The 15,283-nt window shown below is 35.0% G+C and carries 18 protein-coding genes; all 18 read left to right on the plus strand.

The features are described from left to right. The first annotated feature begins 201 nt into the window (after window positions 1-201). The 18 genes from GH715_RS13165 to aroH all read left to right on the plus strand — a co-directional run bounded on the left by GH715_RS13165 (window position 202) and on the right by aroH (window position 15,272). A complete protein-coding gene (locus GH715_RS13165) occupies window positions 202-801 on the plus strand; it encodes a YphA family membrane protein (RefSeq protein WP_153836420.1) in 600 nt (199 codons plus the stop codon). Next, the gene (locus GH715_RS13170) at window positions 798-1,682 is read left to right on the plus strand and encodes a YIEGIA family protein (protein WP_163578650.1); all 885 of its coding nucleotides are present in this window, start codon (window positions 798-800) and stop codon (window positions 1,680-1,682) included. The genes GH715_RS13165 and GH715_RS13170 overlap by 4 nt, the downstream gene beginning before the upstream one ends. A gap of 5 nt (window positions 1,683-1,687) precedes the next feature. After that, entirely contained in the window at window positions 1,688-1,873 is a 186-nt protein-coding gene (locus GH715_RS13175) for a capping complex subunit for YIEGIA (protein ID WP_153836419.1), read from the plus strand. Between the two features lie 132 nt (window positions 1,874-2,005). After that, window positions 2,006-3,316: a ribosome biogenesis GTPase Der gene (gene der, locus GH715_RS13180; RefSeq protein WP_153836418.1), complete on the plus strand. Its 1,311-nt coding sequence runs from the start codon at window positions 2,006-2,008 to the stop codon at window positions 3,314-3,316. Window positions 3,317-3,327: 11 nt separating this feature from the next. Further along, window positions 3,328-4,368 (plus strand): NAD(P)H-dependent glycerol-3-phosphate dehydrogenase, encoded by a 1,041-nt coding sequence (locus GH715_RS13185; protein WP_153836417.1) that lies wholly within the window; start codon window positions 3,328-3,330, stop codon window positions 4,366-4,368. A gap of 58 nt (window positions 4,369-4,426) precedes the next feature. Continuing rightward, on the plus strand, window positions 4,427-4,687 hold the full coding sequence (locus GH715_RS13190) for a stage VI sporulation protein F (protein WP_018934347.1): 261 nt from the start codon (window positions 4,427-4,429) through the stop codon (window positions 4,685-4,687). Window positions 4,688-4,991: 304 nt separating this feature from the next. Further along, window positions 4,992-5,189 (plus strand): DUF2768 domain-containing protein, encoded by a 198-nt coding sequence (locus tag GH715_RS13195; protein ID WP_026287412.1) that lies wholly within the window; start codon window positions 4,992-4,994, stop codon window positions 5,187-5,189. Window positions 5,190-5,211: 22 nt separating this feature from the next. Next, complete coding sequence (locus GH715_RS13200) at window positions 5,212-5,940, plus strand: hypothetical protein (RefSeq protein ID WP_153836416.1); 729 nt, start codon at window positions 5,212-5,214, stop codon at window positions 5,938-5,940. Window positions 5,941-6,540: 600 nt separating this feature from the next. Then, window positions 6,541-8,019: a stage IV sporulation protein A gene (spoIVA, locus tag GH715_RS13205; protein WP_018934350.1), complete on the plus strand. Its 1,479-nt coding sequence runs from the start codon at window positions 6,541-6,543 to the stop codon at window positions 8,017-8,019. Window positions 8,020-8,372: 353 nt separating this feature from the next. Next, window positions 8,373-8,645 carry an HU family DNA-binding protein gene (locus GH715_RS13210; RefSeq protein WP_033405291.1) on the plus strand — a complete coding sequence of 91 codons (273 nt, stop codon included), beginning with the start codon at window positions 8,373-8,375 and terminating at the stop codon, window positions 8,643-8,645. A gap of 184 nt (window positions 8,646-8,829) precedes the next feature. Next, window positions 8,830-9,612, plus strand: a complete 783-nt coding sequence (locus GH715_RS13215; RefSeq protein ID WP_153836415.1) for a heptaprenyl diphosphate synthase component 1 — start codon at window positions 8,830-8,832, stop codon at window positions 9,610-9,612. Next, window positions 9,609-10,325 (plus strand): demethylmenaquinone methyltransferase, encoded by a 717-nt coding sequence (locus tag GH715_RS13220; protein ID WP_153836414.1) that lies wholly within the window; start codon window positions 9,609-9,611, stop codon window positions 10,323-10,325. Before GH715_RS13215 ends, GH715_RS13220 begins: the two co-directional genes overlap by 4 nt. Window positions 10,326-10,337: 12 nt before the next feature. After that, window positions 10,338-11,309 (plus strand): heptaprenyl diphosphate synthase component II, encoded by a 972-nt coding sequence (hepT, locus tag GH715_RS13225; RefSeq protein ID WP_153836413.1) that lies wholly within the window; start codon window positions 10,338-10,340, stop codon window positions 11,307-11,309. 10 nt (window positions 11,310-11,319) lie between these two features. Further along, entirely contained in the window at window positions 11,320-11,769 is a 450-nt protein-coding gene (gene ndk, locus GH715_RS13230) for a nucleoside-diphosphate kinase (protein ID WP_194928289.1), read from the plus strand. 35 nt (window positions 11,770-11,804) lie between these two features. Continuing rightward, the gene (locus GH715_RS13235; protein ID WP_153836411.1) at window positions 11,805-12,575 is read left to right on the plus strand and encodes a CheR family methyltransferase; all 771 of its coding nucleotides are present in this window, start codon (window positions 11,805-11,807) and stop codon (window positions 12,573-12,575) included. Window positions 12,576-12,661: 86 nt separating this feature from the next. Further along, window positions 12,662-13,828: a chorismate synthase gene (gene aroC, locus GH715_RS13240; RefSeq protein WP_153836410.1), complete on the plus strand. Its 1,167-nt coding sequence runs from the start codon at window positions 12,662-12,664 to the stop codon at window positions 13,826-13,828. Then, a complete protein-coding gene (aroB, locus tag GH715_RS13245; protein ID WP_153836409.1) occupies window positions 13,828-14,904 on the plus strand; it encodes a 3-dehydroquinate synthase in 1,077 nt (358 codons plus the stop codon). Before aroC ends, aroB begins: the two co-directional genes overlap by 1 nt. Continuing rightward, window positions 14,904-15,272 carry a chorismate mutase gene (aroH, locus tag GH715_RS13250; protein ID WP_153836408.1) on the plus strand — a complete coding sequence of 123 codons (369 nt, stop codon included), beginning with the start codon at window positions 14,904-14,906 and terminating at the stop codon, window positions 15,270-15,272. The genes aroB and aroH overlap by 1 nt, the downstream gene beginning before the upstream one ends. The last annotated feature ends 11 nt before the right edge of the window (window positions 15,273-15,283 follow it).

A 15,283-nucleotide genomic window follows, 5' to 3' on the forward strand; every position in this document is an offset into this window, starting at 1 on the left:
TTTCTAATTACAATTAGCGATTTTTACTTTGCTCATTGTAAACTGGACGTGTCTAGACAGGTTGCCTACATGTTATCCACCTTGTAAAACACGTATAATTGCAAAGGCTATAAACACACACACCTCGTAAATTCTTTTACTATGTACTTGAAAAAAGATTAAAAACTATGAATTCCGTACATACTGTTAAAGGTGATGTTCATGTATCAATATTTAACGATCTATTTATGCTGGGTGTTGTGGTGTTTTGTAACTTTTTTTATGTCGAAACAAGGAAAACGTACCACCTATTCGATTGTATTACTGTTATTTTTAATATTTCTACCTTATGAAATTATTATCATTGATTTGCCAATGAATGTTTCTTTCTTGTTTCTATTAATTTATAGTGCTTTTACTACTATTCAAAGTAAATTGACCTTTAAAAAGTATTTTTTGATTCTATTTTTCAGTTATTTATATGCTATTTATTTTATTTGGCGCATTACAAGTCCAATTCTGAATGATTTTGCTTTTATTACCATTGCAGTTATAAGTGGGTTTTTATTGTTGCAAATTTCATCGAAAAATATTCATCAACAAATAACCATTTTAATTGCAGGAGTTAGCTTTGGTCAATTTATGTACAGCATTATATGCCGAAGCTATTACTTACAATATACGATTAATGAATCACATTTTTTCAGTATATTATTTGCCATACTATTACTCATTGCTATCCAACATAGCTGGGAGTATATAATCTCTAAAATAGAAAACATAGTAAGAATAGTGGAATATAAAAAGAGGTGGAACTCGTGAATGAATATACATATCCGATTTTATATGGAATTATAATTGGAACGATCGCTCGGTTTATTATGTTAAAAACGGATTACCGCCAATACCCAACCTATTTACATGGAAAAATAATTCATTTGGCATTAGGATTTATTGCGGCGAGTCTTGGAGCAGTTGCTGTTCCAGCGCTAATGGAAAAAGAGTTTACAGCTGTAACATTTTTAACCATTGCTGCATCTCAGTTTAGAGAAGTTCGTAATATGGAAAGAGAGACACTTACAGAGATGGACAGTTATGAGTTAGTTCCGAGAGGTAATACATATATTGAGGGAATAGCGATTGCTTTTGAAAGTAGAAATTACCTAGTGATTTTCACTTCACTATTGGGTACGCTGGCGTTTTTAGTTTGGAATATATATGTCGCCATTGTAGTTTCGGTATTGTGCTATCTCATTATTCGTAAGTATATGAGTGGATCAACCCTCGGAGAGATTGTGGATATAGAACATGCTCCAGTATCTTTTGATGGTGCAGGGTTATACGTGGATAATATTTATATTATGAATATTGGTCTACCAGAGCGACAAGAAGAAATTTTAAAATATGGTATGGGTTTCGTGATAAAACCGAAAACCTTTGATGTTCGCTCTTCTATTGCAAATTTAGGTCAACGACAGGCGATATTACATGATATTTCCGTCTCATTAGGAGTTTTTAGAGATTCTGGTACGCCTGCTTTAGTTCCACTTATTAAACGTGATTTAGATGATGGCCGTATCGGGGTATTCATCCTACCCCAAAATAAGGATTTAAATCAGGCCTTAAAAGTACTTAAATCAGTACCAGTTTTAGAAAATGCCGTTCGAATGCCATCTGAAGCCAATACGCAAAATAAGGAGTGAAATCGATGAAATTGGAAAAAGCTATTCTAGCCACAATCACAACTAATTCAAATAAAGTAACAGCAGGTGCATCGATTTTTATTTGTGAAAATAAGGAAGAAATGGACAAGGTAGCTGCCAATTTAGAAGCAATATTAGATGGTATTAGCCATGCACTTAGTGATGAATTATATATTATCGTGAAGCATTGACGAATCAACAGTAATTTTATTATGTTAACAAATATATATTAACTTGTTTTATTTATATTAGTTGTGGTAATTTAGTAAAGTGAAACGATTGAGGAACATTTTAGAAATCAATATAAGGAAGGATGTGCCTTCATGAGAAGTTCAGTAGTAGCAATAGTTGGAAGGCCAAATGTTGGGAAATCAACTATTTTCAATCGATTAGTCGGGGAAAGAATATCAATTGTGGAAGATGTTCCTGGAGTAACCCGAGATCGAATTTATGCAGAAGCAGAGTGGTTAAACACCACTTTTCGTTTAATAGACACTGGTGGTATTGAAATTGGCGATGAACCGTTATTAATTCAAATGCGTGAACAAGCAGAAGTCGCTATCAGAGAGGCTGATGTTATTATATTTCTCGCAAATGGAAGAGAAGGTATTACAGCGGCTGATGAAGAGGTTGCTAAGATTCTGTACAAATCAAATAAACCTGTCGTATTAGCAGTAAATAAAGTAGATAACCCAGATATGCGGGAACAGATCTACGAATTTTATGCTTTAGGATTTGGAGAGCCTCATCCTATTTCAGGAACACATGGGTTAGGTTTAGGGGATTTACTGGACAGTGTTGTCAACCTTTTTCCAGAAAGAGAGAATGAACCAGTAGATGAAGATGTTATTCATTTTAGTCTGATTGGCCGACCAAATGTAGGGAAATCCTCGTTGGTTAATGCCATTTTAAATGAAGAACGGGTTATAGTTAGTGATATTGCCGGAACAACGCGTGATGCAATAGATACAAATTTCAGTAAAGACGATCGTGACTTTGTCATTATTGATACAGCCGGCATGAGAAAAAGAGGAAAAATCTATGAAACTACCGAAAAATACAGTATTTTAAGGGCATTAAAAGCCATTGAGCGATCGGATGTTGTTCTAACGTTAATTGATGCTGAAACAGGTATTATTGAACAAGATAAAAAAATTGCAGGTTATGCTCATGAAGCAGGAAAAGCCGTTGTGATTGTTGTCAACAAATGGGATACGATAGAACAACATGATCAAGCAATAAAAGAATTTGAGGATAACGTAAGAGCCCATTTTCCATTTTTAGATTATGCACCGATTGTGTACTTGTCAGCGAAAACGAAAAAAAGAATTCACACGCTTTTACCAAATGTGGTACAAGCCAGCGAGAACCATACAAAACGTGTTGAAACGAATGTTTTAAATGATGTCATCATGGATGCATTAGCAATAAATCCAACACCAACAAAACATGGGAAAAGGCTGAAAGTGTTATATGCAACTCAAGTCGCGGTTAAGCCACCAACTTTTGTTGTGTTTGTTAATGAGCCGGAACTCATGCACTTTTCATATGAACGATTCCTTGAAAATCAAATACGTGAAGCATTTGGTTTTGAGGGTACTCCGATAAAAATTTATGCTCGCAAGCGAAGTTAGAGGTGAATGAGATGTCAAAGGTAGCTGTTCTAGGTGCAGGTAGCTGGGGTACAGCACTTGCAATGGTTTTATGTGATAACCATCATAATGTAAGGCTTTGGACACATAACCCAGATCAAAAAAAAGCAATGGAACTAGAAAGAAAAAACAAAAAATATTTACCTGATATTGAACTCCCAACATCATTAGCAATTTATGATGATCTCAGTCAAGCAATTGAACAAGTAGAAGCAATTGTATTAGTTGTGCCAACAAAAGCCATACGAGAAATTTGCCAAAAACTGAATCACGTCTTAGATCATAAAGTAGTGATCATCCACGGCAGTAAAGGGATTGAACCTGATAGTCATTATCGTATTTCACAAATGATAAAAGAAGAGCTGTCCCAAAGTTTATACGATGATGTTGTGGCACTTTCAGGACCAAGTCATGCTGAAGAGGTAAGTGTGAAGCACCCTACGACATTGACAGCTGCTTCAGAGAATGGTGAATTGGCCGCATTTACACAAGACTTATTTATCAATCAGTATTTTCGAGTGTACACAAGTAAAGATATTATTGGGGTAGAACTAGGTGGTGCACTAAAAAATATTATCGCTCTAGGTGCCGGAATTTCCGACGGACTAGGTTATGGTGACAATGCAAAAGCGGCGCTTATCACCAGAGGTTTAGCTGAAATTTCACGATTAGCGACCATCAAGGGTGCGAATCCATTAACATTTATCGGTTTATCAGGAGTTGGTGACCTTATTGTTACTTGTACAAGTGCGCACAGTCGTAATTGGCGAGCGGGTAATATGTTAGGTAAAGGAATTCCATTACATGAAATTTTGAGTAAAATGGGCATGATCGTAGAGGGAATTCGTACGACTGAAGCAGTTTACCAGTTGGCGAAGAAAGAAAATATCGAAATGCCGATAACTACTGGTATATATGACGTAATTTATGAAATAAGATCACCGAAAGAGGTGGTTGACGATCTCATGACAAGAAATCGGACAAATGAAGTAGATGATATTTCATCCTTACTTCTAAATAGGTATATGGATTAACTGTTTAACTCCTCCGTGCATACTATAAGAATGACTATAGTAGTTAGGAGGAGTTAATTTGAGTGACTTTAAACAAAACATGTTTGATCAGATTCAAAAAAATTCAAATGTCCAGCCTGATCAAATTATGAAAGTGGCACAATCTGTTCAAAATGCGGACTTTTCTGATGAAAAGACAGTAAGAAAATTAGTCAAGCAATTAGCCAAACTTTCTGGCAAGCCTGTGTCAAAGCAAAAAGAAGATAAAATTGTGAAAGCAATTACAAGCAATAATATGCCTAAAGATATGAATTCGTTAAGTAAATTGTTTAAAAACTAACATTATAGGCACATGAGGATGCAAGGTCTTATTGCTTCGCATACAATAAATCGCACAAGCATTCACTTTCAGGGTGATGATGGGTATTTATTTAGTCACAGCCGGAGTAGATTTTGCCCCTACTACTTCGGTCTTTTTTTGTATTTTAGGAAAATATAAAATGGTTTTCAATGATTCCTTAGCCTTTGTTGTTTCTAAAATAACTGCGTTTCTATAAGGGCTTTCCTTTTTTTAAAATAATTATGTTATAATATGTAACGATGTAAGTATTTATGTAGAAATCGGAAGAAAGGATGAATGTCAGTTGTCAGATCCATTAATGAAAATGTGGATATCGTTTGGAGGCATGGGCGCACTTATATTATCCATGGTATTAATTGTACTTAGCAGATATAAATTAAAAGGAATTTTATCAGGTATTGTGGCATTTGTAGCCTATAGCTGTTTAATTATAGGTGGCATTATCATTACGTTAGTAGTTATTAGCGGGCCATCATCCTGATAAGGAGGAAAGACAAATAACAATGGTACATAAACTTATCGTATTTACTTTTAGTTTGATTTTGCTGACAGGTTGCATGTATCCATCAGAAAATCTCAGCCAAAATCAAATTTCAAATGATACTCAACTACAATTAGTTCAAAATGCTATAGATCTGTACGCAGAACAAAATGATGGTATTCTACCGATTGTAACAAAAGAAAGTGATACACCCTTATATCAAAAATACCTTATTGATTTTAGTTTGTTAAAGCAGCAAGGACTTATTCAAGCTATTCCTGGAACAGCTTTTGAAAATGGGGGGAGTTATCAATATGTTTTAGTTGATGTGGAAGAAAATCCAACTGTTAAAGTAATTGATTTACATTTAACAGATGAGCTAAGAACCATCCAACAGCGTTTAACGATATATCGAGATGAGCATACATATCCTCCATTCGGAGACAAAGTGGAAGATGGGGTATACGAACTAGATTATGAAGAGCTTAATTTAGATGCGGCTCCAAGTGTAAACAGTCCGTATTCTGAAAATCGTTTACCAGTTTATATCAGTACAGACGGTAATCTATTAATTGATTATCGAATGGAGCTGTATCAAGCTTTACAAGAAAAAAATCACACTTATAAAAACGGGGATGATATCAGAGCTATCCTTATTGAGGATCATCCCGTTGTTCCTGCATACAGTATTCCATATACAGTAAAAGATAATGAGCCTGTATTTGCACCAGAAATAGAAGAAGGATGGTAAATTAGCATATGTTTACAAAAACTTATCCAGTTTGGGTAAGTTTTTTTATGCCTTAAAGAAAATGCTTAAACTGCGAAATAGTAAATCGGAGATTGATTTAGGACATTTGTTCCGTTATTTGTGATAAAAGTGGCTTTTTTTGGTTGTGTGTGGACATCTATTCCGTTATTCATCGAAAACAAAGTTGATTTTTACCAAAAGTAACTGAATAAGTGATTAGATGTCCGCTAGCACCGAAATACTTGTGTTATTCCCTCAAATAACGCATTAAATGTCTGGTCAACAAACGTTATCACAGAAACAAATTATCACTAGTATACAGTAGTTATCTGACTTGATTTAGATAAGCTGTACGCTGTTGTGTCAAAATGGTGTTGTTTAAAAAGATTCTCTTCTATGAAAGCTTTTCTAATTTTTGTGAATAAACTAGTTCTTTACATCATATGTTGAAGTTAGAACTGGATAATCCATAAGCGCTATATCAGGAAAAGTTTATTTATTATGCGAATATTTAGCATAAATTAATAGGACAACATCATAGAATAGAATTGTCAAAGATTCGAAGGAATGATGAGGTCGAATAGATCGGGAGGGGATCATTTGGAAAGGGTAGATATCTTCAAGGATATTTCAAAACGGACGAATGGTGATATTTATTTAGGAGTTGTTGGAGCAGTTCGGACCGGTAAGTCTACATTCATTAAGAAATTTATGGAAAAGACAGTCTTACCAAACATGCCGAATGAAAGTGATCGATTGAGAGCGCAAGATGAATTACCACAAAGTGCAGCTGGAAAAACAATTATGACAACTGAACCGAAATTTGTTCCGAATCAGGCAGTGTCGTTAACAGTTGAGGAGGGATTAGATGTAAATGTCCGATTAGTAGATTGTGTCGGATATACCGTTAATGGCGCACAAGGTTTTGAAGATGAAAATGGTCCACGTATGATTCATACACCTTGGTACGAAGAACCTATACCTTTTCATGATGCAGCCGAAATTGGAACAAGGAAAGTCATTCAAGAACACTCTACAATGGGAATTGTCGTAACAACTGACGGAAGTATTGGCGAAATACCAAGAGAAGACTATGAAGACGCAGAATCACGTATTGTGGATGAATTAAAAGAAGTCGGTAAACCATTTATTATGATTATTAATTCCGTACAACCTTATAATCAAGAGACGGAATTGTTAAGGCAAGATCTCACAGAAAAATATGATATTCCAGTTCTGTCTATGAGTGTGGAAAGCATGACTGAGCATGATGTTAACAATGTATTAAGAGAAGTGCTATACGAGTTCCCAGTTCTTGAAGTCAATGTGAACTTGCCTAGTTGGGTATTAGTTTTAGATGAGTCACATTGGTTAAGACAAAATTATCAACTCGCTATCGAGGAGACAGTTAAAGATATAAGAAGGTTAAGAGATGTTGACCATGTAATCGGGCAGTTTGATCAATTTGATTATATTCAGCAAGCTTCTTTAGCAGGAATTGAGATGGGGGAAGGAATAGCAGATATTGACCTTCATGCTCCAGATGAATTATATGATCAAGTATTAAAAGAAATCGTTGGGGAAGAAATTAGAGGGAAAGATCATTTACTGCAATTGATGCAAGAATTTACCAACGCTAAAAAAGAGTATGATCAAATCGCTGAAGCATTAAAAATGGTAAAACAAACTGGCTATGGGGTAGCAGCTCCTGCTTTAACCGATATGGCATTGGAAGAGCCTGAAATTATTAGGCAGGGTTCCAGATTTGGCGTTCGTTTGAAAGCTGTAGCACCGTCAATCCACATGATAAAAGTAGATGTGGAGTCAGAATTTGCACCTATTATCGGTACCGAAAAACAAAGTGAAGAATTAGTCAGATATTTAATGCAAGATTTTGAAGAAGATCCATTATCTATTTGGCAATCTGATATTTTCGGAAGATCATTAAGTTCAATTGTTAGAGAAGGTATTCAAGCAAAGCTATCACTTATGCCTGAAAACGCTAGGTTTAAATTAAAAGAGACACTAGAGCGAATCATCAATGAAGGTTCAGGCGGGTTGATCGCTATCATTTTATAAAGAAGATTGAAAAAGCGTTAATGTATCAACATTACGCTTTTTTGTTTTGTTTAAATTCAAATTTTATGGTAATAATAGGTAATGTGAATAAAACTTACGTCCTAATTACTAAAAATATTATGATATCAACGTTTGAAAACACTTGCATCCCGAAATAACATATGATAACATTCTTGATAACTTAGCAGGAAATGGAGAAAATAATAATTTTTTCTCTGTGAAATGCGAATAATTGTTGAATTATCTTTCATTCTCAGTTATTATAAGCCTTGTCATCATTTCATGGATGACAATTAGCTATAAGTAATTCTTTGAAAGAAGTTTATAGCTTTTATTGGGAGGAGGTGAATATCATGAACAAGACAGATCTAATTAATGCAGTTGCAGAGAAAAGTGAACTTTCTAAAAAAGATGCAACAAAAGCTGTAGATGCAGTTTTTGAATCTATCATGGATTCACTTAAAGATGGAGACAAAGTTCAATTAATTGGTTTTGGTAATTTTGAGGTACGCGAGCGTGCTGCACGTAAAGGGCGTAATCCACAAACTGGGGATGAAATCGAAATTCCAGCAAGCAAAGTGCCTGCTTTTAAACCAGGTAAAGCCCTTAAAGATATCGTAAAATAATATGGTATTACATATGGGCAAGAGAGGGTGCAGATTGCACCCTTTTTTCATACCAACTATCCTAATTTTTCCTCTGAAAATTTTCCCTTTCATAAAACACAAGTTTTATCTATCCTGTAAGATGTAAACTTATGATATACTATGTTAATATAGAATAGGATTTTGAAGAATTGTGGTGAATTTGATGACATACATAGACACAATTAATTATTATACAAACTTAATAACGCAAACCATTAACCAAAGTTTTTTGAATAAACATTTAGATGAACCAGAGATAGAAGTACATAAATTGATTACTCTTCATGAATTAGTCCAAGATAAACCAAACTATGAGGAATTAGTTCAGACAACGATGTTAGTTCAAATAGCGTTGAATACCCATGATAAAATCAGCGTTGATTTTGAAGAAGAAAATATAAAGAAACAGCAACTTACAGTATTGGCAGGGGATTACTATTCAGGTATCTATTATCATTTATTAGCAAACCATAATAATTTACCTTTCATTCGGTTGCTTGCAGATGGCATTAATGAAATAACCCAAGCTAAAATGGCTTTTTATTATAGCTATTTTAATGATTTAGATAGTTTTCTTGCTAAATATAAAGAAATTGAGAGTAAACTGATAGAGAAAGTAGCTGATTTTGTTAATAAAACAGAACAGTTACCGTATATAACTACTTGGCTTATGGCAAAACGATTAGAATTTGAATTAATACAATTACGTAGCGATAAGCACACCTTTTTCCAAAAATTAATTTTAGGAAATGTACAAAGTATACAAAATAAGGAGCAATTGGAGAAAAAAATACGTCAACAATTAATGAAAATTAATCATGATTTAGATAAAATAATAGCTGATAACAAGAAGAGTTTAGCATTTCCAAAAGATTTAAATTTCTTTAATTATTATACGTTACAGAAAAAGTGGAATATGGAGTTGGAAGAAGGATTATCACAATGACAAAACAAACAAAAGAAGAAAAAGTACATCAAGTATTTGAAAAGATTTATAATAATTATGATTTTATGAATTCGATTATTTCATTCCAAAAACATAAGAAGTGGCGAAACGATGTAATGAAAAGAATGCAAGTACAATCAGGAAATAAAGCTTTAGATGTATGTTGCGGAACAGGAGATTGGTCTTTTTCATTATCAGAAGCTGTAGGAGAAAATGGTGAAGTGATTGGTTTAGACTTTAGCCAAAATATGTTATCTGTTGCAAGAGAAAGGCAATCTAATCATCCACTTAACAATCTAACTTTTATACATGGAAACGCAATGGAACTACCGTTTGAAGATAATTATTTTGATTATGTAACTATTGGATTTGGTTTACGAAATGTTCCAGATTACTTGCAAACTTTAAAGGAAATGCACCGTGTCGTTAAACCAGGAGGTATGGTTGTATGTCTCGAAACTTCGCAACCAACTGGAATCATCTTTCGGAAATTATATTATTTTTATTTTAAAAATATTATGCCGTTATTCGGTAAGCTTTTCGCGAAGAGTTATCAAGAATACGTGTGGTTACATGAGTCTGCGAAAGACTTTCCAGGAAAGGATGCATTAAAGCGTTTATTTGAAGATGCTGGACTTGTAAATGTCCAATATAAAAGTTATACAGGCGGAGTAGCGGCCATGCATCTAGGTGAAAAACAAGTGAAGAAATAAAGGTGAAGTCAAATGAAGCTTGCAAAAACATATGCTTTTTTAAAAAAGGATTTATCATTAATTGAAGATGCATTGGAAGAAACGGTGTATGCTGACCAGCCGGTTTTGCACGAAGCGTCTACCCAGTTATTAAAGGCTGGAGGGAAAAGGCTAAGGCCGGTTTTTGTATTATTAGCATCAAAATTTGGTGATTATAACCTAAATAAAATCAAAAATGTCGCCAGTTCACTAGAGTTAATTCATATGGCATCACTTGTGCATGATGATGTCATTGATAATTCTGATATAAGGCGTGGTAAACCAACAGTAAAAGCGAAATGGGACAATCAGGTAGCGATGCTCACAGGTGATTTTATATTCGCTAAGGCATTACAACAATTTACTGAGATAGATAAACCTAGAGCCCATCAAATATTGGCTAATACGATGATGGAATTGACAATTGGTGAAATTGAGCAAATTAAAGATAAATATAACCTAGATCAAAATTTAAGGACTTATTTAAGACGAATAAAAAGAAAAACAGCACTGTTAATATCCTCCAGCTGTCAGTTAGGTGCTATTGTGGCAAATACGGATAGTGAAACAGAGAAAGCTCTATTTCGTTATGGTTATTTTATGGGAATGTCCTATCAAATTATCGATGATATATTAGATTTTACTGCTTCCGAGAAAGAATTGGGAAAACCAGCTGGCAGTGATTTGATTCAAGGAAATATTACACTACCTGTATTATATGCTATGGAAAATCCGTCTATTAGACGAGAGTTGCAAGATGCCTTTGCAAACAACAGTAATATAAGTCCTAAACTATTGAGCCCTATTATTTCAAAAATATCAAAATCTGATGCCATTACAAGAGCTAGAGAAGTGAGTGACCAATATCTTAAGAAAGCATACGATTCTCTTAACTTATTACCAGATATTCAAGCAAAAGATGCTTTAGCTAATATAGCTAATTACATAGGAAACAGAAAAATATAACGAGGTGAATATGATGGAACAGACATTTTTAATGATTAAACCAGATGCTGTACAACGTAATTTAATTGGTGAAATTGTGGCTAGATTTGAACGAAAAGGATTCAAATTAGTTGCTGCGAAGCTTACGACCATTTCGGAACCTCTAGCAAAAAAGCACTATGCTGAACATGACGGGAAACCTTTCTTCCATGATTTAGTTTCTTTTATTACATCCGGACCTGTGTTTGCTATGGTATGGGAAGGTGAAAATGTAATTGAATCTTCTAGAAAGATGATGGGGAAAACGAATCCTCAAGAGGCTGAAACAGGTACAATAAGAGGTGATTTCGGACTAGTGATGCATCGTAATATTATTCATGGTTCTGATTCACCAGAAAGCGCAACAAGAGAAATCAATCTCTTTTTTAAGAAAGAAGAAATACAGAGCTATGAAAAAAATGTTGACTACTGGCTTTCATAGTTGCATCTGAACAGCAATGTTAAGGGAGAAGAGACATGACGGATTATCAAACATTTATAGGTCAGATATACAAGAAGACCGGCCTCGATTTATCTTTATACAAAGAGGTACAAATGAAAAGACGATTAACATCTTTACGAAATAAACGAGGTTATCAATCTTTTAGCAGCTATTTTCAAGCAATCAACAAAGACCAGCAATTACTTCAGGAATTTTTAGATAAGGTTACCATCAATGTATCAGAATTTTATCGTAACCCAGCAAGGTGGAGAGTGCTGGAAAGCAAAATTGTTCCGACATTTAAAAAAACAAAGAAGAAAATAAAAATTTGGAGTGCAGCTTGCTCTACAGGGGAGGAGCCGTATACATTAGCGATTATTGCCAATCAATTCTGGAATTTGTCAGATATTGATATTCTAGCAACTGATATAGATCCTAATGTGTTAGCTAGAGCTAAGCAAGGTATTTATAATGAAAGAGCACTGCAAGAAGTACCTGCAGATATAAAAAAGAAATATTTTCATCAAGAAGGTGGTACATTTAAAGTAGATGATAAATTAAAGCAGGCTATCACCTTTAAGGAACATAACCTACTAGCAGACCCATATCCAGCTCAAGTAGATTTGATTGTTTGCCGTAATGTACTCATTTATTTTACGGAAGAAGCCAAAAACTCGATTTATCATAAGTTTAGTGATGCATTAGCTAATGATGGTATTTTTTTTGTAGGAAGCACTGAACAAATATTTTCACCCGATAAATACGGGTTCAAAGTTTTGGACACCTTTTTTTATGGAAAAAAATAAAATACATAAAAATCAGAATATTTCCACACACATTTTTCCCATGCTGTGTTATAGTAATACAAAAAATAATTTTGAGGGGGAGAACAATGCGATATTTAACTGCAGGTGAATCGCATGGTAAACAACAAACAACGATTATCGAGGGTTTACCAGCGAGAATGCCGATTACACAAGATGATATTAATGATTCACTCCTACGCCGTCAGAAAGGCCACGGCAGAGGGAAGCGAATGCAAATAGAGAAAGATTTAGTAGATATAGTTGGTGGCGTACGTCATGGTTATACTTTAGGATCTCCTATCGCTCTAGTTGTACATAATGATGACTTTAAACACTGGATTGACGTAATGGGAGAAGATCCTGTGCCACAAGACCAAAATATTCGTCGTGTGGTAACTCGACCACGTCCGGGCCATGCTGATTTAAATGGCGCACTGAAATATGGCCATCGAGATATGCGAAATATTTTAGAACGTTCGTCTGCCAGAGAAACAACCGCTCGAGTTGCAGCTGGCGCAGTTGCAAAAACGTTGTTAAAACAATTAGATATTAAAATTATTGGTTATGTGAAAGAAATTGCAGGAATTAAAGCGGAAGAAAAAACGGGTTTATCAATCGATGACAAGATCCGTGTTTCAGAAGAATCACCTGTCCGCTGTTTAGATGAGACAGCTGGTAAAGAAATGATGGATGCAATCGATCAAGCGAAAAAAGATGGGGACTCTATTGGTGGAGTTTGTGAAGTTGCTATTGAAGGATTACCCGCAGGAATTGGATCTTATGTACACTATGACCGTAAATTAGATGGTCGTATAGCCGGAGCAGTGCAAAGTATTAATGCCTTTAAAGGTGTTGAGTTTGGAATTGGATTTGAAGCAGCTCGTAAAAATGGCAGTGAGGTACATGATGAAATTCTCTGGTCTGAAGAACGAGGCTACTACCGAAGAACGAATCGTTTAGGCGGTTTTGAAGGTGGAATGACAACTGGTATGCCTGTAATCGTAAAAGGAGTTATGAAGCCAATCCCTACACTATACAAACCACTTCAAAGTGTGGATATTGAGACGAAAGAAGCTTTTAATGCAAGTATTGAAAGATCTGATTCCTGTGCTGTTCCGGCCGCAGCTGTGGTAATGGAACATGTCGTTGCATTTGAAATTGCAAAAGCGATATTGGAACAATTCCCGAACGATCAATTTCCGAAATTAAAAGAAACAATTGATAACTACCGCGAGGAAATAAGGTGCTTTTAATGCATAGGCAGACAATAACAACTAGTACCAATCAATATGATGTTTTTGTTGGTAAAGATATTTTGGGGAATTTGAAAGACTATCTACCTAAACCGTATCGAAATATTATGATTATTACGGATTCAGTGGTAAACGAGCTTTACACGGAAAAAGTGGTAGCCAACCTGCCAAATGATGCTAAGGTATCTGTTAGTGTAGTTCCAACTGGAGAAGCTTCTAAAAGCATGGAGAACTATTATCAATTGCTGACAGAAGCGATTGACTATCAGTTAGATCGCAAATCACTGATTATCGCACTTGGTGGAGGGATGATTGGAGATTTGGCGGGATTTGTTGCAGCTACTTATATGAGAGGGATTGACTTTATACAAGTTCCTACTACCATCTTAGCTCATGATAGTAGTGTAGGTGGCAAAGTGGCGATTAATCATCCAGAGGGTAAGAATTTAATCGGGAGTTTTTATCCACCTCAGGCAGTTCTTTATGATATTGATACATTAAATTCACTTCCAGCTAAAGAAAAACGATCAGGTTATGCAGAAGTAGTGAAACATGGATTTATAAGTAACTTTGCTTATCTGGAAGATATATGGAAAGTAGACCTAACACAAGAGATTGATTCACATGTGCTGACCGATCATCTGCAGAAAGGGATCTCTGTCAAAGCAAAGATCGTGGAACAAGATGAGAAGGAGTCTAATATTCGGAAATTTTTGAATTTTGGGCACACATTGGGTCATGCCATTGAATCGGAGCTAGGCTATGGGCAAATTACGCATGGTGAAGCAGTTGGAATTGGCATGTTATTTGCTATAAAAGTAAGTGAACAAAGATTAAATAGTACGTTACCATATGACACATTATATAATTGGCTATCCAAAAATCATTATCCGTTAAATTTGCCAGCGATATCAACTAAAAAACTTGTTGAGCGCATGAAAATAGATAAAAAATCAGAGAATGCCATTGTTCAAATGGTATTATTACAAGAAATAGGTGTGCCAGTTACAGAAGATATACCTGATTATGACCTAACCAATCTTCTTGAAAACTTTATGAGAGAGTTGGATTCTTAATGATAAGAGGAATACGAGGGGCAACAACTGTCAAGAACAATGACGCAGATGAAATCGTCCAGGCAACAAAAGAGATGATTGAAGCGATGGCTAGAGTAAACGATATAGACCCAGAAACAATTGCTTCGGTAATGATTTCAGTAACTTCTGATTTAAATGCCACTTTTCCAGCTAAAGCACTACGTCTTATTGATGGTTGGAAGTATGTACCGGTAATGTGTATGCCAGAGATTGATGTTCCTGGTAGTTTACCGAAATGTATTCGCGTAATGATGACAGTGAATACATCAAAATCCCAAAAAGAAATTGAACATATCTATTTAAACGATGCAGTAAAGTTAAGACCCGACTTACTAGAAGAAAAGTAAGTACATGAAAG

It is taken from the genome of Gracilibacillus thailandensis (assembly GCF_010994055.1).
In the GTDB taxonomy this organism is placed as follows: Bacteria; Bacillota; Bacilli; order Bacillales; family Amphibacillaceae; genus Gracilibacillus; species Gracilibacillus lacisalsi.